This window comes from Pantoea sp. Sc1 (assembly GCF_000255315.1).
Lineage (GTDB): Bacteria > Pseudomonadota > Gammaproteobacteria > Enterobacterales > Enterobacteriaceae > Pantoea > Pantoea anthophila.
In genome coordinates this window covers 3,513,580-3,534,555 of the sequence record NZ_AJFP01000001.1, presented here as the reverse complement: position 1 = coordinate 3,534,555, position 20,976 = coordinate 3,513,580, and the positions used below count along the sequence as shown (strand labels likewise).

Annotated in this window: 20 protein-coding genes; 9 read left to right on the top strand and 11 right to left on the bottom strand. The window is 56.9% G+C overall.

Annotated elements, in window-relative coordinates; translation table 11 throughout:
* Window positions 1–21: 21 nt before the first annotated feature.
* Window positions 22–768 carry an ATP-binding cassette domain-containing protein gene (locus tag S7A_RS16420; protein ID WP_192810383.1) on the bottom strand — a complete coding sequence of 249 codons (747 nt, stop codon included), beginning with the start codon at window positions 766–768 and terminating at the stop codon, window positions 22–24.
* A gap of 375 nt (window positions 769–1,143) precedes the next feature.
* Entirely contained in the window at window positions 1,144–2,166 is a 1,023-nt protein-coding gene (locus S7A_RS16415) for a LacI family DNA-binding transcriptional regulator (RefSeq protein ID WP_009092347.1), read from the bottom strand.
* A 323-nt stretch (window positions 2,167–2,489) separates the two neighbouring features.
* Between S7A_RS16415 and S7A_RS16410 the strand changes: the two genes are divergently transcribed.
* Window positions 2,490–3,440 carry a substrate-binding domain-containing protein gene (locus S7A_RS16410; protein ID WP_009092345.1) on the top strand — a complete coding sequence of 317 codons (951 nt, stop codon included), beginning with the start codon at window positions 2,490–2,492 and terminating at the stop codon, window positions 3,438–3,440.
* Here the strand turns inward: S7A_RS16410 and S7A_RS16405 are convergent.
* Entirely contained in the window at window positions 3,433–4,314 is an 882-nt protein-coding gene (locus S7A_RS16405) for a ribokinase (RefSeq protein ID WP_009092344.1), read from the bottom strand. The genes S7A_RS16410 and S7A_RS16405 overlap by 8 nt on opposite strands.
* 29 nt (window positions 4,315–4,343) lie before the next feature.
* Here S7A_RS16405 and S7A_RS16400 point away from each other — a divergent pair, with 29 nt between their 5' ends.
* Window positions 4,344–5,189 carry a BtpA/SgcQ family protein gene (locus tag S7A_RS16400; RefSeq protein WP_009092343.1) on the top strand — a complete coding sequence of 282 codons (846 nt, stop codon included), beginning with the start codon at window positions 4,344–4,346 and terminating at the stop codon, window positions 5,187–5,189.
* A gap of 65 nt (window positions 5,190–5,254) precedes the next feature.
* Here the strand turns inward: S7A_RS16400 and S7A_RS16395 are convergent, their stop codons facing one another.
* On the bottom strand, window positions 5,255–6,544 hold the full coding sequence (locus S7A_RS16395) for a DUF445 domain-containing protein (RefSeq protein ID WP_009092342.1): 1,290 nt from the start codon (window positions 6,542–6,544) through the stop codon (window positions 5,255–5,257).
* Window positions 6,545–6,792: 248 nt separating this feature from the next.
* Between S7A_RS16395 and S7A_RS16390 the strand changes: the two genes are divergently transcribed.
* On the top strand, window positions 6,793–7,287 hold the full coding sequence (locus S7A_RS16390) for a hypothetical protein (protein ID WP_009092341.1): 495 nt from the start codon (window positions 6,793–6,795) through the stop codon (window positions 7,285–7,287).
* A gap of 32 nt (window positions 7,288–7,319) precedes the next feature.
* On the opposite strand, the gene S7A_RS16385 is transcribed toward S7A_RS16390, so the two are convergent.
* Window positions 7,320–8,822, bottom strand: a complete 1,503-nt coding sequence (locus S7A_RS16385; RefSeq protein WP_009092340.1) for a helicase HerA-like C-terminal domain-containing protein — start codon at window positions 8,820–8,822, stop codon at window positions 7,320–7,322.
* A gap of 160 nt (window positions 8,823–8,982) precedes the next feature.
* Complete coding sequence (locus S7A_RS16380) at window positions 8,983–10,554, bottom strand: ABC transporter substrate-binding protein (protein ID WP_009092339.1); 1,572 nt, start codon at window positions 10,552–10,554, stop codon at window positions 8,983–8,985.
* Window positions 10,555–11,243: 689 nt separating this feature from the next.
* Between S7A_RS16380 and S7A_RS16375 the strand changes: the two genes are divergently transcribed.
* From S7A_RS16375 to S7A_RS16365, 3 genes are read left to right on the top strand one after another with little or no spacing between them, the layout of a single operon-like run.
* Window positions 11,244–11,972: a gluconate 2-dehydrogenase subunit 3 family protein gene (locus tag S7A_RS16375; RefSeq protein ID WP_009092338.1), complete on the top strand. Its 729-nt coding sequence runs from the start codon at window positions 11,244–11,246 to the stop codon at window positions 11,970–11,972.
* A 31-nt stretch (window positions 11,973–12,003) separates the two neighbouring features.
* Complete coding sequence (locus tag S7A_RS16370) at window positions 12,004–13,773, top strand: GMC family oxidoreductase (RefSeq protein ID WP_009092335.1); 1,770 nt, start codon at window positions 12,004–12,006, stop codon at window positions 13,771–13,773.
* A 4-nt stretch (window positions 13,774–13,777) separates the two neighbouring features.
* Window positions 13,778–15,040 carry a cytochrome c gene (locus S7A_RS16365; RefSeq protein ID WP_009092334.1) on the top strand — a complete coding sequence of 421 codons (1,263 nt, stop codon included), beginning with the start codon at window positions 13,778–13,780 and terminating at the stop codon, window positions 15,038–15,040.
* A gap of 46 nt (window positions 15,041–15,086) precedes the next feature.
* Here S7A_RS16365 and S7A_RS16360 read toward each other — a convergent pair whose 3' ends face one another.
* From S7A_RS16360 to S7A_RS16350, 3 genes are all read right to left on the bottom strand, one after another.
* Window positions 15,087–15,755: a MarC family NAAT transporter gene (locus S7A_RS16360; protein ID WP_009092333.1), complete on the bottom strand. Its 669-nt coding sequence runs from the start codon at window positions 15,753–15,755 to the stop codon at window positions 15,087–15,089.
* A gap of 15 nt (window positions 15,756–15,770) precedes the next feature.
* Window positions 15,771–16,406, bottom strand: coding sequence for a hypothetical protein (locus tag S7A_RS16355; protein ID WP_009092332.1), 636 nt, complete (start codon window positions 16,404–16,406; stop codon window positions 15,771–15,773).
* 131 nt (window positions 16,407–16,537) lie between these two features.
* A complete protein-coding gene (locus S7A_RS16350; protein ID WP_009092330.1) occupies window positions 16,538–17,047 on the bottom strand; it encodes a DUF2501 domain-containing protein in 510 nt (169 codons plus the stop codon).
* 103 nt (window positions 17,048–17,150) lie between these two features.
* On the opposite strand from S7A_RS16350, the gene S7A_RS21320 reads away from it, so the two are divergent.
* The 3 genes from S7A_RS21320 to S7A_RS16340 all read left to right on the top strand — a co-directional run bounded on the left by S7A_RS21320 (window position 17,151) and on the right by S7A_RS16340 (window position 18,997).
* Window positions 17,151–17,333: a hypothetical protein gene (locus S7A_RS21320; protein ID WP_141629829.1), complete on the top strand. Its 183-nt coding sequence runs from the start codon at window positions 17,151–17,153 to the stop codon at window positions 17,331–17,333.
* Window positions 17,334–17,580: 247 nt separating this feature from the next.
* Window positions 17,581–17,982: a DUF2382 domain-containing protein gene (locus S7A_RS16345; protein WP_033736634.1), complete on the top strand. Its 402-nt coding sequence runs from the start codon at window positions 17,581–17,583 to the stop codon at window positions 17,980–17,982.
* A gap of 16 nt (window positions 17,983–17,998) precedes the next feature.
* Window positions 17,999–18,997, top strand: a complete 999-nt coding sequence (locus S7A_RS16340) for a YsnF/AvaK domain-containing protein (RefSeq protein ID WP_009092328.1) — start codon at window positions 17,999–18,001, stop codon at window positions 18,995–18,997.
* A gap of 118 nt (window positions 18,998–19,115) precedes the next feature.
* On the opposite strand, the gene S7A_RS16335 is transcribed toward S7A_RS16340, so the two are convergent.
* On the bottom strand, window positions 19,116–19,781 hold the full coding sequence (locus S7A_RS16335) for a bifunctional 2-polyprenyl-6-hydroxyphenol methylase/3-demethylubiquinol 3-O-methyltransferase UbiG (protein ID WP_009092327.1): 666 nt from the start codon (window positions 19,779–19,781) through the stop codon (window positions 19,116–19,118).
* A complete protein-coding gene (locus S7A_RS16330) occupies window positions 19,778–20,791 on the bottom strand; it encodes an HNH endonuclease domain-containing protein (RefSeq protein WP_009092326.1) in 1,014 nt (337 codons plus the stop codon). The genes S7A_RS16335 and S7A_RS16330 overlap by 4 nt, the downstream gene beginning before the upstream one ends.
* Window positions 20,792–20,976 lie beyond the last annotated feature (185 nt).

The window sequence follows — 20,976 nt, the reverse complement described above, 5'->3', positions numbered from 1 at the left end:
ATAGTCATCCTGTTACCTCGCTCAGTGCGCGGCGGCCGAGCGGGCGACAAACTTCTCACCCACGATCAGATTGACGATCTCGGTCAGATCCGTTTCGGCCACGCGGCGCTCCGCCATATTGGTGCCCTCGTACATCACCATGATGCGATCGCACACCAGGAAGAGATCCTGTAAGCGATGGGTGATCAGGATGACGCTCACGCCCCGTGCCGACACCCGGCGGATCAGCTCCAGCACCGCCTCCACTTCGGCGACGGCCAGCGCGGCGGTGGGTTCATCCATAATCAGTACCTTGGGATCGAAGGCGGCAGCGCGTGCAATGGCAATCGCCTGGCGCTGCCCGCCGGATAAGTTGCGTACCAGCAGCCGGGTATCCGGGATAGAAATCCCCAGGCCTTTCAGCATTTCCCGCGCGTCAGTGTGCATTTTTTCTTCGTCCAGAAACGGGATGCCGAAAATGGACTTCATCGGTTCACGTCCCATAAACAGGTTGCCTGCCACATCGACAGTGTCGCACAGCGACAGATCCTGATACACCATCTCGATATGGCAGCGGCGCGAATCCGCCGGAGTAGAGAAATGCTGCTCTTCACCATCAATACGAATCGTGCCGCTGGTCGGGATGACCGCACCTGACAGCACCTTAGTCAGCGTGGATTTTCCCGCGCCGTTATCGCCCACCAGACCCAGCACTTCACCCGGAGCCAGTTGCAGGTTGACGCCCTGCAGAGACCGGATTGCGCCATAGGTCTTGGTAATATTCACCATCTCTACCCGTGCCAGGGCAGTGTGTGCCTGCTGCATATGATTACTCCCATCACCACTAACGGGACCGTTACTCTGCATGTAAAAAGGGGCTATCCGGCACGGTTTACGCCCTTGTAAACCGGTTTACCTACAGGATAAACCCTTTGTCACAACACACAGAACAACACGCTACACGATATTTGTTTGCCGGGTGAGACAGTGCAGCTTCCGTGCCAGTCTGTGACCAGCCGTGGCACTTAGGGTCTAACTCACTGTAATACAGCACATTTGCCGTTTGACATTAGGTAAACCGGTTTACTGAACAGAAACCGGCAAAATGGAGGCGCTCACTTTTTGCGCCACTATTGTGCGCTTTTGCGCCATTCTGGGTCGTGGTTAACGAATCCGTATCGAGTCGCGCGCCACCCATTCAACCTGCAGACGGGTTTCGGCGGGGACGGGGAGGTCATCATTCAGGATACGCAACATAATCTCTACGGCCGTGCGGCCCAGTTCACGTGCGGGCTGGCGGATGGTGGATATACGGGGCTGGGTGAAGTCAGCATAGGTGGCATCATCAAAGCCCACCAGGGACAGCGCGTCGGGCGCACTGAGCCCACGCGCGCGCAGGCCATCCATCAATCCCAGTACCAGAAAATCGCTGGCGGCAAAGACGGCGGTGGGGCGCTCTGCGCGGCTGAACAGCTGTTCCAGCGCCTGTTTACCGAACTCACGCTGGTATTCGCCGTACATCACCCATTCGGGCGGGACACGCAGGCCAGCCTGCTCCATTGCGGTGCAGAACCCCTGGTAGCGTTCGCGTACACTCATCAGTTCCGCCGGGCCGCCGACAAAGGCGATATCCTGATGACCCGCAGCAATCAGATTTTCGGTAGCCATCCGCCCACCCTGAACGTTGTCGGCAAACACTTTGGGCACGACGCTGCCAGGGATGTCCTCATCCAGCAGCACGATGCGCTGGTGGCGATTAATCTCTTTGCGTAACAGACCGTTATCAGGATGGTTGGTGGTAAACAGCAGGCCATCCACCTGGCAGGTATCCAGCCAGCGGATAAACTGACTCTCTTTGTCCGGATGGTTGCGGGTAATACAGAGTACCAGGCTGTAGCCATGGGCAGAGGCGGCTTCTTCGGCGGCATCTGCCAGTTCGGCAAAGAAGGGATTGGTAATATCGGGCAGCACCAGCCCCAGGGTTTCGCTGCCGCCCTTGCTCAGGCGACGCGCCAGGCTGTTACCGCGATAATCCAGCTGACGAATCGCCGCTTCAATGCGGTCAATCGTCTCCTGCGGCAGCATAATGCTTTGATTCATATAGCGGGATACGGTCGCTTTAGAGAGTCCGGCCAGCGCTGCCACATCCGATAACAGCACCCGTTTTTTACTCATATCACCTGCCATCTTGCCCGGAATCGGCTATCAGTAACACAGTTGCGCGCAGCGGAGACAGTTTTTCCATGCCCGCTGACGATAAAATAATCGCTTGACAAAATTTAGCCAGAAGCGAATGTTAAAGGCAGTTTACCGCACGACCCGGGAGTCACTCCCAAACCCGATTAATTCCTTTCACACGTGCACCATAATGGACGGTGTGCAGAAAGTCGATTATTCAGGTTCTGGCTGAAGCAGCCATTCAGACGATATTTGCCCGCCAACACTATTCCCTCTGCATTTTAATGCGGAGATCGACTGGTTATCGCTCATTCCCGACGAGGAATTTTAAGATGATGGCATTTAACACCAGAAAACTGCGTGCTGTTGCGCTGGCAACCGGCTTACTGTCTGCGGGTTCATTATTTTCACTGGCAAAAGCCGCCCCCACTTATGCGCTGGTTCAGATCAATCAGCAGGCCCTGTTTTTTAATCAGATGAATAATGGCGCCCAGCAAGCAGCGAAAGCCAGCGGTAAAAATTTAGTGATCTTTAACGCTAACGATAATCCAGTGTCTCAAAACGACGCCATTGAAACCTATATTCAGCAGGGTGTGAAGGGCATTATGGTGGATGCGATTGACGTCAACGGCATTATGCCAGCGATTAAAGAAGCGGCCGCCGCCAGAATACCGGTTATTGCGATTGATGCGGTATTACCGGCGGGCCCACAGGCGGCACAGGTGGGCGTGGATAACCTGGAAGGCGGCAAAATTATTGGTCACTATTTTGTCGACTACGTGGCGAAAAATATGGGCGGCAAAGCGCGACTGGGCATTGTGGGCGCGCTGAATTCAGCCGTGCAGAACCAGCGTCAGAAGGGGTTTGAAGAAACCATCAAAAGCAATCCGGGCATCACCGTCGCGGATGTGGTTGATGGCCAGAACGTGCAGGATACGGCGATGACGGCGGCAGAAAACCTGATCACCGGCAATCCGGATTTAACCGCCATCTACGCGACCGGCGAGCCGGCACTGCTGGGCGCAATTGCGGCGGTGGAAAACCAGGGCCGCCAGAAAGAGATCAAAGTCTTTGGCTGGGATCTGACGTCCAAAGCCATCAGCGGGATTGATGGCGGTTATGTCACGGCTGTCCTGCAACAGGACCCGAAAAAGATGGGTGAAGAGGCGGTAAAAGCCCTGAACGCGATTACCGCAGGCAAAACCGTGTCGAAAACCATTCTGGTTCCGGCCACGGTGGTGACCAAAGCCAACGTGGACAGTTATCGCGCAATGTTTAAATAACCGCTGGCTCGCCGCCTGACTGGAGCAGCGCGGCGAGTTCCTCTGCGGTGGGGAAGGCCTGACGTGTCCCATGACGGCTGACAGTCAGCGCCGCAGCCTGACTGGCATGCGTCAGTGCTAATGCATCGATTTCCCCTCCACGCCGGATCGCGGAAGCCAGCATCACGGCAAGAAAGGTATCGCCTGCGCCGGTGGTATCTGTGGCATTAACGGGTTGCGCCGGACAAAACGTTCGCTGGTCGCCCTGCGTCAGCCAGGCGCCCGCACTGCCCAGTGTGGTCACTAACGTTTTCACTGCGCGGGGCTGCAGCTGCTGCGCTTCGTGCTGATTGACCACGGCGATATCGACCAGCGACCAGCATGAGGCAAAAGCGGCGTGCACGGGTGAGGGGTTAAATACGGTTATCAGGCCGCAGGATTTGGCCAGGCTGAACAGCGCATGGGTTTTTTCGGGCGAGAAATTGCCCTGCTGAACCAGCAGATCGCCCGGACGCGCGCTGGCCAGATGGTGGCTAAGCGTAGTGATATCCAGCGCATCTGCCGCCGATGTACTGGTAATAATGGCGTTATCGCCATCGGCGCTGTGCAGAATAAGCGAGGTGTCGCTCAACGCGGTCATGGGCTGCGTGGGCAGTAACGTCACGGGCTCGTTCATGAGCTGCTGACGGATCCATTTTCCTTTGCTGTCGTGACCGGTCGCGGCAATTAAACAGGTTTCAATGCCGCAACGGGATAACACTATCGCCTGATTCGCGCCTTTTCCGCCGATATCCTGCGATCGCTGATAACCGTGAACAGAGGCGCCCTTAGCCGGAATATCGGTAACAGACCAGGTTTCATCGACAGTAATATTTCCAGCCACATAAACACGCATAGTGTTTTCCCGAACAGGATAAAGAAGCGATGGTTGCTATATCAGCAGGAAAAATTGATGCAATACAAGCGATATTTTCACGCCCTAAAGCGGTTATTGGCGTCATTCACTGTGACCCCTTCCCGGGCTCACCAAAATATCGGGGCAAACCTGTCAGCGCGATAATTGATCGCGCATTACGCGATGCGGAAAATTATATTCTGGGCGGGGTTCACGGCCTGATTGTGGAAAATCATGGCGATATTCCTTTTTCAAAACCTGAGGATATTGGCCCGGAAACGCCGGCGCTGATGGCGGTGATTACGGAAAAAGTGCGGGAGCGTTTCGGCGTGCCGCTGGGCATTAACGTGCTGGCGAATGCCGCGCTGCCTGCCTTTGCCACCGCGCTGGCGGGCGGGGCGGATTTTATCCGCGTCAATCAGTGGGCGAATGCTTATATCGCCAACGAAGGCTTTATTGAAGGGGCTGCCGCGAAAGCGCTGCGCTACCGTAGCCAGCTGCGGGCCGAACATATCCGGGTATTCGCCGACAGCCATGTTAAACACGGCAGCCACGCGATAGTGGCCGATCGCTCCATTCGGGAACTGACCCGCGATGTCGACTTCTTCGAAGCGGATGCGGTTATCGCCACCGGACAACGCACCGGCGACAGCGCCACGCTGGAGGAAATCGACGAGATCCGCGCTGCCACCACCTTACCGCTGCTGGTGGGGTCAGGCGTGACGCCCGCCAACGTCTGCCAGATTCTGGCGCGCACGCAGGCTGTGATCGTAGCCAGTGCGCTCAAAGTCGATGGCGTCTGGTGGAACGATGTGGATCGGGAGAGGGTAAAAGCGTTTATGGCGGTCGCGCAGCCTGCGCTGGAGCAGCCATAACCGCCCTTTATTGCCTGACGCAGAGGACAAAAAACCCCGCAGGGAAGCGAGGTTTTTTGGTTACGTCAGCCCAGCCAGCCTTTCACCACCGGCAGTACGGCGGGGAGCTGCGACAGCAGGTAGAGGATCAGCCCGATGGTGCCGCCTACCAGCGTCCCGTTGATGCGGATAAACTGCAGATCCTTACCGATGTTCAGCTCTATCTGCTGCGACATATCCCGCGCATCCCAGCTTTTCACCGTGTCGCTGATATGGCGCGTCAGGAAGCGGGCAAACTCCGGCGCGACGCTGCGGGCAGCCTGCTCCAGGTGCTGATTCATCGAGTCGCGCAGCGCCGGGTCGGCGGCCAGGGTTTCGCCCAGCCAGCGTGCCGCATCGCCTATTTTCTCCTGCACGCGCGACTCTTCGCTGCTGAAATCCGCCTTGAGCCAGTTACGCATATCATTCCAGAGCTCGCCGATATAGCGGTTAAAGGAGGCATCCTCTTTCAGCCAGCCTTTGATCTCGTCGGCGCGGGCCGCCATTTCCGGGTCGCTCTGCAGCTTCACGATGAGCTTCTCAACCGCCCGGTTAAAGCCCAGCCGCAGCTCATGGCCCTGATCCAGCGCCACATCATCCAGCAGGGAGTCCACCGCGTTCGCCACCAGTTCTGCGCTGTGCTCGCCCAGCCACTCGGTCGGCAGCATTTTCGCCTTGATGGGATGCTCGCGCTTCAGCCAGCGCACCAGCTGATTAGCGATAAATTCCCGGGTGGTGGGTTTGTGCAGCAGCTTCAGCAGTTGGTCGATTGCCGCATCCAGCAGCGCCTGGTGACGATTGTTCTTCGTCAGGCTCTCCAGCACCAGGGCGCTGGTCTGGCTGAGATCGACTTTGTCGATAGCGCGATGCACCGCACGACGCATAAAGGTCTGGATGCGGGTGTCATCGGTCAGATCCAGGAAGCCGCGCATCACCTGCAGCAGATGGCGGCCCACGCGGTCGGCGTTACCTGGCGCATTGAGCCACTGCGCCAGCAGGGTGGAGGGATCGTAGCGTCGGATCAGATTCAGCAGCGAATCGGTATCCAGAAACTTCTCCTGCACAAAGCGCCCCAGATTCTCACCGATGCGATCTTTGTTGCGCGGGATAATGGCCGTATGACGGGCAATAAATGGCACCGGCACGCGGCGAAACAGCGCTACCACCGCAAACCAGTCGGCCAGTGCGCCGACCATCGCGGCTTCCGCTATGGCTTTGATGCCGCTGACGTAAAAGCTGGGCGGCAGAAACAGTGTGACGACAAAGGTGAGGGCGGCCAGCAGCAGCAGCGAGAGCGCCAGGCGTTTGGTCCGTTTGAGTTCGCGTTGTTTATCCATATCCTGATCTTAGCAGTTTGCCTGCTTAACAGGTCAACGTTCTCCTCTCCCGGTCGAAAAGCGCAGTTAAGTCTGGCACGGATTTATGCGGTCTTAACCGGACGGGCGAGGCGCTGACCAGACTGTTCTTAAAAACTAATCACCTTAAAAATTACCACTCTGATAAACAGTTACGGCGGTGTACATTCCGGAGGCAGTCTCCTTACGTTGACACACCCTATCCATGGAACCAGACCAGGAGAATTCACGTGAAAGCAATCGCAACGGCAACCGCCAGTCTGTTGATGTTAATGAGTGGTATCGGCGCGCATGCAGAAGGGCTGACCACCTCTGCCGATGGAAAAAATCTGACCGTCAGCTTCGGCAAGCCCACCATTAAGCAGGTCCTGCATTACCGTAAAATGTACGACAAAAAACCCTTTCCCGATGCCGAAATTTATTACTACGACAACGGCACCTATAAAATCATCTCGCAGGGTGAAAACCATTACGGCGTCTACGTGATGCAGGGCAGTTTCGATGATGAGACCTTCACGGTGCGCTTTATCTCGCTGCCCTCCAGCGACTGGGGTAACAAGACCGCCTTCCATCAGCTGACCTTTGTGCGCGGCGATAAGCAGAACGTGTTTATCCAGAACGCGATTGTCGATACCGGCGAAGCGATTGCCCAGCAGAACGGCACCTACACGCAGGAAAAGAACACGGTCACCAACCCGGTCTCCACCCACTGGAAACATCAGTAGCGTTAAGGTGGCAGCCCGGCTGCCACCCACCTTTAGCGGCGACGACCGCCAAACAGGCTGCCCAGCACGCCGCGAATGATCTGGTGAGTAATCTGACGCCCGGCGCTCTTCGCCATGGTCTGCACCACACCATCCCGCTTGCCGCCGCGCGGACCGGTGCTGCCAAACAGGATCTCTTTTAATCCCCCCAGAATCCCGTCATCGACCGCCACCGCGTTGCCTTTGGCTTCAGGCGCATTGGCCTTGTCACTGGCGGCCTGCACGCCCTGTTGCAGCCGTTCATAAGCCGATTCCCGATCGATGTCCGTGTCATATTTGCCATACAGCGGCGAATGGTTGATCAGACCGTTGCGCTCATCGCCTGTCACCGGACCCATACGCGAACCGGGCGCAATCACCATGGCGCGCTCGACGATCGACGGACTGCCTTTGGCATCCAGGAAGGAGATGAGTGCTTCGCCGGTGCCGAGCGCCTGAATGGCCTCTGCGCTGTCAAAAGCCGGATTGGTGCGCAGGGTTTCTGCAGCGGTTTTCACCGCCTTCTGATCTTTGGGGGTGAAGGCGCGCAGGGCGTGCTGTACGCGGTTGCCGAGCTGGCCCAGCACCCGATCCGGGATATCCACCGGGTTCTGGGTAACAAACCAGACGCCGACCCCTTTGGAGCGGATCAGGCGCATCACCTGTTCGATCTTCTCCAGCAGCACCGGCGGCGCGTCGGTAAACAGCAGGTGCGCCTCATCAAAGAAGAAGACCAGCTTAGGCTTATCCAGATCGCCCGCTTCCGGCAGACGCTCATACAGCTCTGACAGCAGCCACAGCAGGCTGGTGGCATAGAGTTTCGGCATCTGGTAGAGCTTTTCAGCGGAGAGGATGTTGATGACGCCTTTACCGCTGCTGTCGACGCGCATCCAGTCGGCGATATCCAGCATCGGTTCGCCAAAGAAGTGCTCTGCACCCTGTTGCTCCAGCGTCAGCAGACCGCGCTGAATCGCGCCGATCGAGGCGCTGTTGATATTGCCATACTGGGTCTGGAAGCTCTTCGCGTTGTCACCGATGTACTGGGTCATGGCGCGCAGATCTTTGAAGTCCAGCAGCAGCAGGCCCTGATCATCGGCGATGCGGAAGATAATCTGCAGAACGCCGCTCTGCACCTCATTAAGGTTCAGCAGGCGCGCCAGCAGCAGTGGGCCGAGATCGGAGACGGTTGCCCGCACCGGATGGCCTTTCTCGCCGAAGATATCCCACAGCACCACCGGATTGCTCTGCGGCTGCCAGTCGGTGACGCCGATCTTCGCCAGTCTCTCCTGAAGCTTTTCGCCGGACTGACCGGCCATCGCCACGCCGGTTAAATCGCCTTTCACGTCGGCCATAAAGACCGGCACGCCGCTGGCGGAGAAGGATTCGGCCAGCTTCTGCAGCGTGACGGTTTTACCGGTGCCGGTTGCGCCGGTGATTAAGCCGTGGCGGTTCGCCATTTGCGGTAACAGATGGAGTTCGACGTCAGGCGTCCGGGCAATCAGTAGCGGAGATGTCATGATTTTCCTCTCTCGGGCAACGGGTTATGCCTGAAGGATAGCAAGCGAAGGGCAGGGAAGAGGAGAACAATTCGTCAAAAGCGAGGCCGTTGCGCTGTCATGCAACGGCCTCGCTTTTACTGGCGTCATGTCAGGCAGGCTGCCATCCCTGCCGGATTTTCTACTTCTGCACCTCTTCAAAATTGAGCAGGCTGACGCCGATACCCTGCTGCAGGCTCTTCAGGTTGCTGCGCACGGCGACCTGGGTTGCGCCCTGCAGCAGCAGAACAAACGGCGAGTCCTGTTGGACGCGGGTCTGCAGGGCCGTGTAAAGGCCGCGACGTTTTGCGGCGTCACTCTCTCCGGCGGCGGTGCGGGTCTGCGCGCTGAGTTCAGGGATCGTCCAGCCGACGCGCCAGGCCAGGGTTTTGCCGCCGCCGGGCACGTTATAAGCAAAGGCACTGGCGTTAGTGTTGGGATCGATGTAGTCCGCGCCCCAGTAGGAGAAGATCGCCTGGAAGTCACGGCTGCGCATTTTGCTCCACAGCTCCGATTCCGCCACCGGCTGAAGATCGAGCTGCACATCGGCTTTAGCAAAGCTCGCCTGCAGCGCCTGCGCCACGTCGATGTAAGGCGGCTGGTTGACCACCGTCAGAGCGATATGCGTGCCCGGTTTAATGCCGCCTTTCTGCAGAATTTCCTGTGCCTTTTTCAGATCGTAGTGAAACGGCGTGGTATCCAGGGTGCCGTCAAACCCGTCCGGCAGGAAGCTCTGGTGAATACGGTACTGACCCTTCAGCAGCTGGTTTGCCAGGCTCTCATAGTCCACCAGCCAGCGCGCCGCCTGCCACAGCGCCGGATTGCCCAGCGCCGGTTGCTGCGGACTTTGGGTGTTAAAGCCGAGGTAGTAAACCAGGCTCGAGGGGAAGGCCTCGACGCGCACCCCCGCCGTGTTTTTCAGCGCGGCGATCTGGTCCGGGCCGAGCTGATAGGCGACATCCACGTCTCCCTGCTGGATCAGCAGCCGGCGGCTGCCCGGATCGGCCACCCCTTTCAGCAGAACGCGCTTCAGATGCGGTTTTTGGGTGCTGTAGGGATTGGCCTCCAGAACCAGCGCCTGCAGCGGCACAAACTGCCTGATGGCGTAGGCGGCGCTGCCTGCCGAGTGCACCTTCAGCCAGCCGTTGCCGTAGTCGTTGTTACTGGCGTGCTGCCGGACCAGCCTGCTGTCGACAATTGAGGCGACCGGCGCGGTCAGCAGGCGCAGCGCCAGGTCGCGACCAATCCCCGCCGGCCAGCGCAGCTCAAGCTGATGGTCGCTGATCACCGTGAACTGCTGGTCGATATTCTCTGGCGTCCAGCCAAACTCGCCCAGAATAAAAGAGGGTGCTTTATTCAGCTTCACCGCGCGGGTTAAGGAGAACACCACATCCTGAGCGGTCAGCGGATTACCGCTGGCGAAGCGGGCCTGGGGATTAAGATCAAACACCAGACTGTGCGGCGTTTTGCCCGCCTGCCAGCGGGTCGCGGCCAGCGGCGAAAGCTGCTGCGGATTGTGATGATCCGGCTCCAGCAGCATCTGATAGATATTGCGCAGGCTGCTGTTACTGATAGCTTCAAAACTTTCCGCCGGGTCAAAACTGATGATGCCATCCAGCGGAACGGCCACCACCAGGGTATCGGTGGGAGTGGCGGCGTGTGCGGAGTGAACCAGAGTCAGCGCCGTTAACAGGGACAAAAGCGTTTTTCGCATAGAGGGTTATCCTGAGTCGGTAATGGCTCTACTCTAGCGGGCGTCCGATAATCTCAAAATGCCGGTTTGTTCTGAGCTTTGCACAAATATCCGCGTCAGGTTCAGGCGAACAGGAAGGTGAATATAATGGCGGGTTGTGATTATTTCTTTAAGACTCTTTTCGCTCCGGAAATATTACTCCTGCTCACCGAAGCAAAAGCCCGTTATCTGTAACTGACCACCTGAAAAAAGCGGCCTGTTTAAAGCGTGGCGTGCTGAAAAGACAGCGAGCAGGGAAGCGTAATTCTTTTATCGATCAATGAGCGTGATAATGACAATATGAAAATATCCCGCCACATAGCTGCCGGGTAATGGCTAATTAACCGATTTTTATCGTTTTTTCACGGAATTACCCCTTCCGGTTATGCTTTTTTCTGCCCGCTGAATGGGTGCCGTCTGATAACCTTTTTCTGCTGTGACAGCACGTAAATTTTAAATTTACATTCAGACACATTTATATCCCTAAGATTGTCAGGTCTTTAACCGATATATTTTCTTTGTCACCGATAGATAATTCTACCCGCCCTTAACCGTTCTGCCGTCGTCTGTGCCGTGTGCGTGAATACCGGCGGGGAATACCCCTCTGCGCATCGCCTTTCAGCGTCATCAGCGATTAAGAGGGGTATTCAGCAGATGAGAGTCGTGCGGATATGCTTTTAGAAAAACCCACCACCAGGCGTAAATTTTTGCTCGGTTCACTGCTGGCGCTGCCATTAAGTGAGCTGGTGTTAAAGGGCATCACGGCGGCACAGGCGGCAGAGATGGCGGCCCCCGAGTTAGCCGATTACAGGCCGATCTTTTTCAGTACCGACGAGTGGCAGTTCATCCTGGCGGCCACCGATCGTCTGATCCCGGCAGGCGGTAAAGGCAAAGCGCCGGGCGCGCTGGAAACCAATGTGCCGATCTTTATCGATCAGCAGCTGCACAGCGAAGCCTTCGGCAGTGAGATCTACCTGCAGGGGCCTTTCAATACCCAGGCTCCCGCGACGCTGGGCTATCAGATCCCGTTCCGTCCCCAGCAGATCTACCAGACCGGCATAAAGCTGCTCAATCAGTGGTGCCATAACACCCATCAGAAAGCGTTTGCTGCGCTGACGCTGGAAGAGAAGGATGCGGTGCTGACGCAGGTGAATAAAAACCAGATCGACTTTGCCGCGCTGGGCGAAGCCGATCTCAGACCGTCACATTTCTTCAGCCAGCTGCTTTCCGATACCAAACATGGCTATCTGGCCGACCCGATGTATGGCGGCAATAAAGGGATGAAAGCCTGGATCGCCATCGGCTTCCCCGGCGCGCGTGCCAGCTTCACCGAGTGGGTGAAACAGCACAATGTGCCTTATCCGCTCGGCCCGGTCAGCATCAAAGGTGAACGCGCCTGAGGCGCTTCCACATCAGGTAAACAGGATTATCATGGCACAGGTTACTAAAAAAGAAGTCGACGTCGTGGTCTGCGGCCTCGGCTGGGCAGGCTCACTGATGAGTATTGAGCTGGCGCTGGCAGGACTGGAGGTGCGCGCCCTGGAGCGCGGCGGCGATCGCGATTATGACGAGTTCGCCTATCCGAAACCGGCAGATGAATATGCCTATGCGGTGCGCAACAAAGTGTTCGCCACCCCGGCGGAAGTGGCGGTCACCGTGCGCTACAACAGCAGCCAGACCGCACTGCCTACCCGTAAATGGGGCGCATTTGCGCCGGGCACCGGCGTCGGCGGCGCAGGCATGCACTGGACGGCGGTACTGATCCGTCCCACTCCGACCGATATCAAACTCAAAACCTATGTCGACGAGGCGTACAAGCCCGGCATTCTGCAGGAAGATATGCGGGTGATGGACTTCCCCTTCAGCTGGGAAGAGATCGAGCCTTACTACTACAAATTCGAGCTGATCTGCGGCCAGTCGGGCAACACCGGCAATCTGCGCGGCAAAATCCTGCCGGGCGGCGATCCGTTTGAAGGGCCACGTTCTGAACCTTATCCGCTGCCCGCGCTGGAAGACACGCTGAACAATGTGATGTTCAAAGAGGCGGCGCAAAAACTCGGTTACCACCCGTTCCCGAACCCGTCGGCCTGTGTGTCGCGGGCGTGGAAAAACCCCTACGGCAACCAGATCGCCCCCTGCAACTACTGCGGCTACTGCAGTAAATATCCCTGCCTGAACTACTCCAAAGCGTCGCCGCAGACGGCGGTGATGGACGCGCTGAAGCGCATGCCGAACTTCTCTTATGAAGTGAACGCGGAAGTGATTAAGGTGGTGCTGAACGATGATAAGAAAACCGCCAAAGGGGTGATCTACATCGATGCGCAGGGCAATGAGTGCTTCCAGCCGGCGAAAATCGTCGTGCTGAGCAGCTTCCAGCTCTACAACGTGCGGCTGATGCTGCTCTCCGGCATCGGCAAGCCTTACAACCCGATAACCGAAGAGGGCGTGGTCGGCCGTAACTACGCCTTCCTGTCGAACGGCGGCGCAACCCTCTTCTTCAAAGATAAAAACTTTAACCCCTACGCCACTGCAGGCGCGACCGGGCAGATGTTTAACGATATCTCGCCAGGCAACTTCGATGGTCCCGGACTGGGCTTCCTGGGCGGCGCGAAGATCCACAGTTCACAGGCGACCGGCACGCCCATCAGCACCGCGCTGCCAAAAGGCACGCCCTCCTGGGGCATGGGCTACAAGGAAGGCCTGGAGGAGTGGTACGGTCATTCGATGAAGATCAGCATTACCACCACCTGTCAGTCCTACCGCGATATCTATCTGGATCTCGATCCGAACTACAACGATCACCGCGGGCTGCCGCTGCTGCGTATGACCTTCAACTGGAAAGAGAATGAGCTGAAGCTGCAGCAGCATCTGAAAGGGATCGTCGGCAATATTGCTAAAGAGCTGAACCCCGACAGCATGAGCATGAGCTTCCTGCCGATGGGCGCGGATTTCGATATCACCAAATATGTCTCGACCCACAACGTGGGCGGGGCGGTGATGGGCGATAACCCGAAAACCTCGGCGCTGAATAAATACCTGCAGAGCTGGGATGTGCATAACGTCTTTGTGCCGGGCGGCAACGCCTTCCCGCAGAACTTCCAGGCGAACCCGACCGACACCATCGGTGCGATTACCCTGATGGCCGCACAGGCGATCAAAGATCACTACCTGAAAAATCCCGGCCCACTGGTACAGGCATAAGCGCATGAATAAGCTGAAAATTAACTCTTTTATCGTCAGCAGCGCGCTGCTGCTGGGCAGCCTCTCTGCGCTGCCGGTGCACGCCGAAGATGAAGCACAACTGATTAAGCAGGGTGAATACCTCGCCCGGCTCGGTGACTGCATGGCGTGCCACTCGCTGCCGGGCAAGCCTGACTATGCGGGCGGACTGGCGATTACCTCGAACCTCGGCACCATCTTCTCCACCAATATCACGCCCGATAAGCAACACGGCATCGGTAACTACAGCGAGCAGCAGTTTGCTGACGCGGTGCGTAAAGGCATCCTGCCGGACGGCTCCCGTCTCTATCCGGCGATGCCTTACCCCGACTACGCCAGAATCAGCGATGCCGATATCCACGCGCTCTACGTCTACTTTATGAAGGGCGTAAAGCCAAGCGCAGAACAGCCACCGGAAACGGATCTGAGCTTCCCGTTCAGCCAGCGCTGGGGCATGCGTTTCTGGAACTGGGCGTTCACGTCCGATAAGCCGTTCCGGCCAATCGGTGGCGCATCAGCCGACGTTAACCGCGGTGCCTATATCGTGGAGAGTCTGGGTCACTGCGGCAGCTGCCATACGCCGCGCGGCCTGGGCATGAACGAGAAAGCCCTCGACAGCGGTGACGATCAATTCCTGGCAGGTGGCAGCCTGAACCACTGGGCGGTGCCGTCGCTGCGTGGCCTGCCGCACTGGAGCCAGCAGGAGATCGTGGATTACCTGCAGACCGGGCGTAACGATAAGGCGGCGGTGGGCGGCGAGATGACCTCTGTGATTGAGCACAGCAGTTCGCACATGACCGACGCCGATCTCAACGCCATCGCCGCTTACCTGAAGTTCCTGGGCGGCAATCCGCCCCTGCAGGCGTTTAACGTGCAGGCGCAGCAGGCAACGGAAGCAAAACTTACCGCGGCGAAAAACCTCAGCGAAGGTGAGCGTCTCTATCTGGATAACTGCGGTGCCTGTCACTTCGTGACCGGCAAAGGCGCACCGGGCGTCTTCCCGGAGCTGGATCAGGCGACGATCGTCAACGCCAGCGATCCCACCGGTCTGATCCATACGATCCTGGCGGGCGCGCAGCAACCCTCTGTCGCTAAGGCCCCGTCAAAACTGGCGATGCCTGGCTTTGCCGGACGGCTGAGTGATGATGAAGTGGCGCAGCTGGCGACCTTTATTCGTCAGGGCTGGAGCAACAGCGCGCCAGCCGTGAGTAAAGATCAGGTGGCTGAGGTGCGGAAAACGCTGAAGTAACGAAGAAGGGCTTCCCCTCTGCCGGTCTGGAGAGGGGAAGCCCGGATCAGTGGAAGGTGCGCGCCACTTCCAGCACGCCGTTAATCACAAACTGCACGCCCATGCAGACCAGTAAAAATCCCATCAGGCGCGAGATCGCCTCAATGCCGCTCTTGCCGACCAGCTTCATGATCGCTCCGGAGCTGCGCAGCGAGACCCACAAAATCAGACTCACCAGCAGGAAGGTCAGCACCGGCGCGACGCTCAGCACCCAGGCGGGAAAATCGACGCCGCTTTTCACCGTCGAGGCGGAAGAGATGATCATCGCAATGGTTCCCGGCCCGGCCGTGCTCGGCATCGCCAGCGGCACAAAGGCGATGTTCACCGGCTCTTTGGCCTCGTCCAGCTCATCCAGTTTCTGCTTTGCTTCCACCGAATGGCTGGCAGGCTTCGCCGGAAAGAGCATCCGGAAACCGATAAAGGCGACAATGAGTCCACCGGCGATACGCAGGCCGGGAATCGAGATGCCAAAGGTGTTCAGCACCGCATTGCCCGCGTACCACGCCACCAGCATGATGGCGAACACGTAGAGTGACGCCTGCCGCGCCTGACGGTTGCGCTCCTGGAAGTTCATGTCACCCGCCAGCCCTAAAAACAGCGCCACGGTGGTGAGCGGATTCGCCAGCGGCAGCAGCACGACCAGCCCCAGGCTTACCGCTTTGATCAGCTCCAGCATGTCAGATCCCCCTGATTAATGTTTCGGGCGCTCCAGCGCTTCCAGCAACTCGGGGAAGAAGTCCTGCAGGATTTCAGGCGTCATCAGTTCGGGATACTGCATCAGGTGTTCGCGGATGCGTTCGTTGACTTCCGGCAGCAGTCGCTGGGCCGCGGCGCTGGCGGTGATTTTGTGCTTCTTCATGGCGCGCAGCAGATCGCCCGGCAGGGCGTCTTCGTCGTCGCCGTCATCGACCATCTCCAGCGCGTCCAGCTCGTCGAACATCTCCATCAGCGCTTCGGTCTGCGGCGTGCGTGACTCATATTCGCGCGGATGCTCCTCTTCAAGGAAGCGCAGCATGGCGCGCATCGGCGTGCCATCAGGGGACGAAGGGGGTTCGGCTGCGAACCAGCTCAGCAGCTGGTGCATGGTGACCTGGTGAACGCGATAGCCGCTGTCGACCAGCTCATCGGCCAGCAGTTCGGCGGTTTCGTTTTCTATCAGACAGATATGCGTGCGGTTGGGTTCGTACTGATCCAGCCACTGATAGATCTCTTCAATCACGCCATCGTCATACTCGAATTTTTTGCTGAGATAGCTGCCGTCCTGCTGGTGGACGCAGGCCTGGATCTGATCGGGGTCGAAGTAAAGTGCGATGTTGATGCCTTTCATGCGTGCTGTCCTGTAGAAACCAAAACAACACTATAGCGCTCAACCCCAGGTTAAGGGAATGTCAGGCATCACAGCACGGGGGAGTTTCCCGCTCCCCGCTGAACCGCGAGGAGAGGGAGGCAGAGAGGGGATCAGGAGATAAAGTTTTTACCCTGCTTCAGGACCACGTCGCAGGCTTTGGTTTTGAGTTTCTCACCCATTGGCGAGTTGCTCAGGCTCTGCAGATTAAGCTGCTGACCGTTACCGGTGTTCAGCAGGCCTGCCAGGCCCTGGGTGTAGTCTGTCTGCTGCTGTTGCGCGGCGGGCGTGGTCAGGCCCAGCTTGCTCAGCACCTGATCTTTCACCGACTGCACATTGTTTTTCACCACGTTGTGCTCGACACAGTACTGCATCACGCCGGCCGCGTTCGTCATGCTACTGGCGCTGACCGCTTTGTCGCCGCCGCCCAGCATGCTGGTAATGGAGGAGAGCGACAGCCCGCCATTCTGCTGCGTGGTGCTGGTGGTGTTACCGCTGTTCTGCTGGCTGAGCTGCGACGCTGCACTGCTCAGCTGATCCTGCCAGCTTGCTGCTGATGCACTGCCTGCGACCAGAAGCGCGGCCAGTCCCCATCCCCACACACTGCGTTGTGCCTGTTTCATCTCAACCTCGGTATCTGCTTATTCAGTTTTGCTAAGAGAGGCAAAGGCACAGAAAGTTCCTGAACTTTTTTATTTAATTTTACTTTAAGACTCTTCTGTAATCATGGCGCTGAATAATGAAGTAAAGCGCGGCCTGGGTTATTTCCCGGTACAGCCTGATGGTTGTGTAAATAAAGATCTGGCGCTGAAACATTATTTAATATTCTCGCCCGTTATGGCAGGAATATTCCTGGTTGCCGCTAATTTTTGTGGCCTTTTTATCGGCATAAATCCTGATGGCACATAACCAATGGTAACTATTTACCAGTGAAACCAGTTCTTTTCAGGTTTCTGTTTTTACTGGTTTTTCTATTTTTAGCGCAGCGGTAAAAACTGAGGGTTTATTTTGATTGATGTTAATCGAGGGGGCTGAATATAAATTTCATCTGCCGGAAATTTTATTATTCCGGCTTGCGAAATCAGCGAGAGTGTTCATGCTTAATCACTGTGTCAGGCAGTTGTGGCAGATATTTAATCTTAACGGGAGAATCAATATGGCTGGACAGCCAGAACACAATAACTCTGCAGAGGTCGCGCTTAAACTCGCTGAAGAGAAAATAGCCCTGACGAAGCAAAAGATTGTGGATGGACATGTCCGGGTTACCCGTTCCACAACCGAGCATGACGAGGTCATCAGTACACTGCTTAACCGGGATAAGGTTGAGGTTGAGCATGTAGCAAAAGCACAACCCGTAGAGACGATGCCCGATATCAGGGAAGAAAACGGTGTACTGATTGTCCCGGTAGTTGAAGAAGAAATTCAAATCGTCAGAAAACTGGTGCTTAAAGAGGAAATCCACATCCGAAAAGTGCAGGAACACGTTCCTTTTCAGGAAGTGGTGACCCGACGTGAGCAGCAGGTGAACGTTGAGAGAGATGACGATCAAACCCGCTAACAGAGAGGAACCTATCATGGCACAGGAAAAAATCGTAACACTGTTCGATTCTGCAAATCAGGCAGAGGCCGCGAAAAGAAATCTCGTGAAAGCAGGCTTTTCCGATCGGGACATCAGTCTTATCAGTGGAGAGCGTTTAGAGCAGGAAGGGCAGTCAGTCCGCCATCCGAGCCTGTGGCAGCGCCTGTTTGGCCATACCGTCGATAAAGATCAGGCGGATGTCTATACCCGGGCGATGGATAAAGGCGGCGTGGTTCTGACGCTGCGCACCGAAGAGGAGAAGCTGGCTCGCGCCATGACGATTCTCCATTCGCATGACTCGGTGGATGTCCCGTCACGTATGCAGAGCACCCTGGATAACGGCACGACCACGCCGGGCGTAAATCCGACGGCCGGTAAACAGTTTGCCGGTGAGACCAACGACCGTCAGGTAGAGCCGCGACGCACCTCGCTGACCGGCGATGAGAGCGAAGCCGACATTCTGCGTCTGGCCGAAGAGCAGATTGAAGTGGGTAAACGTCTGGTCAGCGAAGGCTCGACCCGTGTACGCCGCTATACGGTGACCGATACCGTCTCTGAAGAGATTTCGCTGCATGAACAGCACGCTGACATCTTCCGCCGCTCGGTAAATGAACCCGCGCTGGCCGGAGAGGTGGACTGGTCCGAGAAAACCGTCGAAGTGGCAGAGACTCATGAGCAGCCGGTGATCAACAAAACGGCCCATGTGAAAGAAGAAGTGGTGGTGCGAACCGATGGCAGTGACCGCACCGAGACCATTAATGACACGGTGCGTCGTCAGGAAGTGGACATCGACCACGCCCGTGGCGGTCTGGATAGCGAGCTGCCGGGTTCGGCGGCACGAGGCAAACCGGCAACCGCAGGCACCGCCTCACTCGGCGTGCAGAACCGCGACCACAAAGAGAGCCTGACAGAGAAGGTGAGCGAGAAAGCCAGCGAAGTGAAGGATAAGGTTGAAAACAAGCTGCATCATCGTGATTACGATCATTCGCACTGAGGCGCCAACCCTGACAACAGGCGCTGAGGGCAATGCCCGATGCTGAGCATGCACGAAGAAGCCAACCGCAAGGTTGGCTTTTTTGTGGGGGTGGAACCTCGCCTGAGAGGCAGAGATGTCAGCTTAACGTTTTCCTGAGAATCGCATTCAGCCAGATCTCATCGCCCCGACCGACACGTAAATCACCGGTCTGCCAGAGATGTGCTGTCTCAAGAGCGAACCTGTTCTCCCCGGCGCCCGCTTCTGTTGTCTTCAGCGGCTTATTTTCTGCCAGCGTCTGAGCGCCGAGAGCATTAACGCCATCAATCAGCTTCTGCAACCCGGCCATATCCATATCTGTAAATCTGCGGCCGTCCTTTTCCCGCTCGCCGCGGCCATATTTGAACGAGAGATACCAGACGCCGTTTGGTTTCAGCGCGATGGCCAGCCTGGTCATGACGCCAGGCAGCTCCGCTTCGGAGATATGCAGCAGGGAGGCGCAGCACCAGATCCCGTCGTAAGTTTCAACCGCATCAACCTCCTGAAAACGCTTATGCGCTACCGATTTCCCGGAAAACTGACTAGCCAGCGCAACCAGTTCGGCGGAAGCATCAAAGGCTTCGACGACAAAGCCCATGTCACTAAAGGCTCTGACGTCACGCCCTGAACCGCAGCCTGCATCCAGAATGCGTGCGCCGGACGGCAATTCGCTGATAAAAGGCCGGTAAAGTGCCGACATATCCACGTTGGCCGTATCGCGAAAAAACCGCTGAGCGTGCTCCCGGTAATACTCTTCGTTGCTCAAAACAGGCTGTCTCCCTGTGCCGCTGGCTGCCACTCGTGCAGCAGGGCAAATTTTGCCCTGTTCCAGTTTGTCTGCAGAAAGCTGTGCCGCTGTTGGGGTGTTTCGCCGGTCTGGCGGATTAACGTTTCCCGCAGTGGCAGGTGGCTGTTAATAAAGTATTCGTTTCGATCGTTCAGGCGCTGCAGCAGCGAGATTGAGGGGATACGAGCAAACTTACCCTGAGCACCGCGATTACAGGTCTGGCAGGCCAGCACCAGATTCCAGACGCCGTTGAGGTTGCCGATTTCTTCGCTGAGCATCAGCGGCAGGAAGTGATCGACATCAGCCTGGTTCTCCTCACCGCCCGTCACACTAATCGGCCGGAAGCAATAAAAGCACCGGCCTTTCTGGTAGCCGTTCAGGCTGCTGCGACAGCTGGTAATGGTGACGCGGCGACCACTCTGACGGCTGAAAAGCATCTTGTCGTTATCGTCATAATCAACCGCAATCAGGTTACGTGAAACGTTCATCGCCCAGGCTTCTTCAACCAGCCGCCATCTGGCCTCTGTTTCCGCGACCAGACTGGCAAACTGTTCATTTTCCGTCAGCTGATAAAAGTTATCCGTCAGCCGGATGCCTTTATGGCTGCGCCGTTCATCCAGAAAGAAACGTTTGTCGATTTCCGCGTGATTCACGTTATGAAAGGCATCAATGACATTCGCAAAGCCGCGCTTCACGGTAATGGCAATCAGCTGATCTTCGGTGATGTCGCCCACATTGAATTGCCTGCACGCCTCCAGAAACCCGCTGCTTTTACTGGTAATTTGTTTTGGCGCATCGCGCAGGTGAGCACATAAATGACGCGTAAAGGGCACGGCCAGCGCCTCCAGCGTAATCAGATCGCTGTCTGGCTGCTTCAGATCATAGAGCGCATGGGCCAGAGCAAACTTATAGGAGGCGACATTTTTGCCAAAGAGAATAACGCCACGCCAGTAGTTTTCAAGGCGGGGATCGGCCTGGTAAAAGCGCATGCAGGTTCCTGTTTTGCGAGGCTGCTCGAAAATTCACGTAACAGGATCAGATAACAAACACAGGTAAATGTAAACCGTAAAGGACGGGAGGAACAGGGCGCGCTTTCAGGGATAAAAAGGCGTTAAAAGGTCATAAAGAGATTATGATAGCCGCTGTTGCCGGGCTCATCCGCAGGGACGCCCTC

Excerpts from the sequence above, each read along its gene's own strand:
- S7A_RS16405 (WP_009092344.1), bottom strand. The coding sequence starts at position 4,314 with ATGCGTGTTTATGTGGCTGGAAATATTACTGTCGATGAAACCTGGTCT.
- S7A_RS16375 (WP_009092338.1), top strand. The coding sequence starts at position 11,244 with ATGCTTTTAGAAAAACCCACCACCAGGCGTAAATTTTTGCTCGGTTCA.
- S7A_RS16350 (WP_009092330.1), bottom strand. The coding sequence starts at position 17,047 with ATGAAACAGGCACAACGCAGTGTGTGGGGATGGGGACTGGCCGCGCTT.
- S7A_RS16370 (WP_009092335.1), top strand. The coding sequence starts at position 12,004 with ATGGCACAGGTTACTAAAAAAGAAGTCGACGTCGTGGTCTGCGGCCTC.
- S7A_RS16365 (WP_009092334.1), top strand. The coding sequence starts at position 13,778 with ATGAATAAGCTGAAAATTAACTCTTTTATCGTCAGCAGCGCGCTGCTG.
- S7A_RS16415 (WP_009092347.1), bottom strand. The coding sequence starts at position 2,166 with ATGGCAGGTGATATGAGTAAAAAACGGGTGCTGTTATCGGATGTGGCA.
- S7A_RS16345 (WP_033736634.1), top strand. The coding sequence starts at position 17,581 with ATGGCTGGACAGCCAGAACACAATAACTCTGCAGAGGTCGCGCTTAAA.
- S7A_RS16380 (WP_009092339.1), bottom strand. The coding sequence starts at position 10,554 with ATGCGAAAAACGCTTTTGTCCCTGTTAACGGCGCTGACTCTGGTTCAC.
- S7A_RS21320 (WP_141629829.1), top strand. The coding sequence starts at position 17,151 with ATGGCGCTGAATAATGAAGTAAAGCGCGGCCTGGGTTATTTCCCGGTA.
- S7A_RS16395 (WP_009092342.1), bottom strand. The coding sequence starts at position 6,544 with ATGGATAAACAACGCGAACTCAAACGGACCAAACGCCTGGCGCTCTCG.
- S7A_RS16340 (WP_009092328.1), top strand. The coding sequence starts at position 17,999 with ATGGCACAGGAAAAAATCGTAACACTGTTCGATTCTGCAAATCAGGCA.
- S7A_RS16360 (WP_009092333.1), bottom strand. The coding sequence starts at position 15,755 with ATGCTGGAGCTGATCAAAGCGGTAAGCCTGGGGCTGGTCGTGCTGCTG.
- S7A_RS16355 (WP_009092332.1), bottom strand. The coding sequence starts at position 16,406 with ATGAAAGGCATCAACATCGCACTTTACTTCGACCCCGATCAGATCCAG.
- S7A_RS16385 (WP_009092340.1), bottom strand. The coding sequence starts at position 8,822 with ATGACATCTCCGCTACTGATTGCCCGGACGCCTGACGTCGAACTCCAT.
- S7A_RS16420 (WP_192810383.1), bottom strand. The coding sequence starts at position 768 with ATGGTGAATATTACCAAGACCTATGGCGCAATCCGGTCTCTGCAGGGC.
- S7A_RS16400 (WP_009092343.1), top strand. The coding sequence starts at position 4,344 with ATGGTTGCTATATCAGCAGGAAAAATTGATGCAATACAAGCGATATTT.
- S7A_RS16410 (WP_009092345.1), top strand. The coding sequence starts at position 2,490 with ATGATGGCATTTAACACCAGAAAACTGCGTGCTGTTGCGCTGGCAACC.
- S7A_RS16330 (WP_009092326.1), bottom strand. The coding sequence starts at position 20,791 with ATGCGCTTTTACCAGGCCGATCCCCGCCTTGAAAACTACTGGCGTGGC.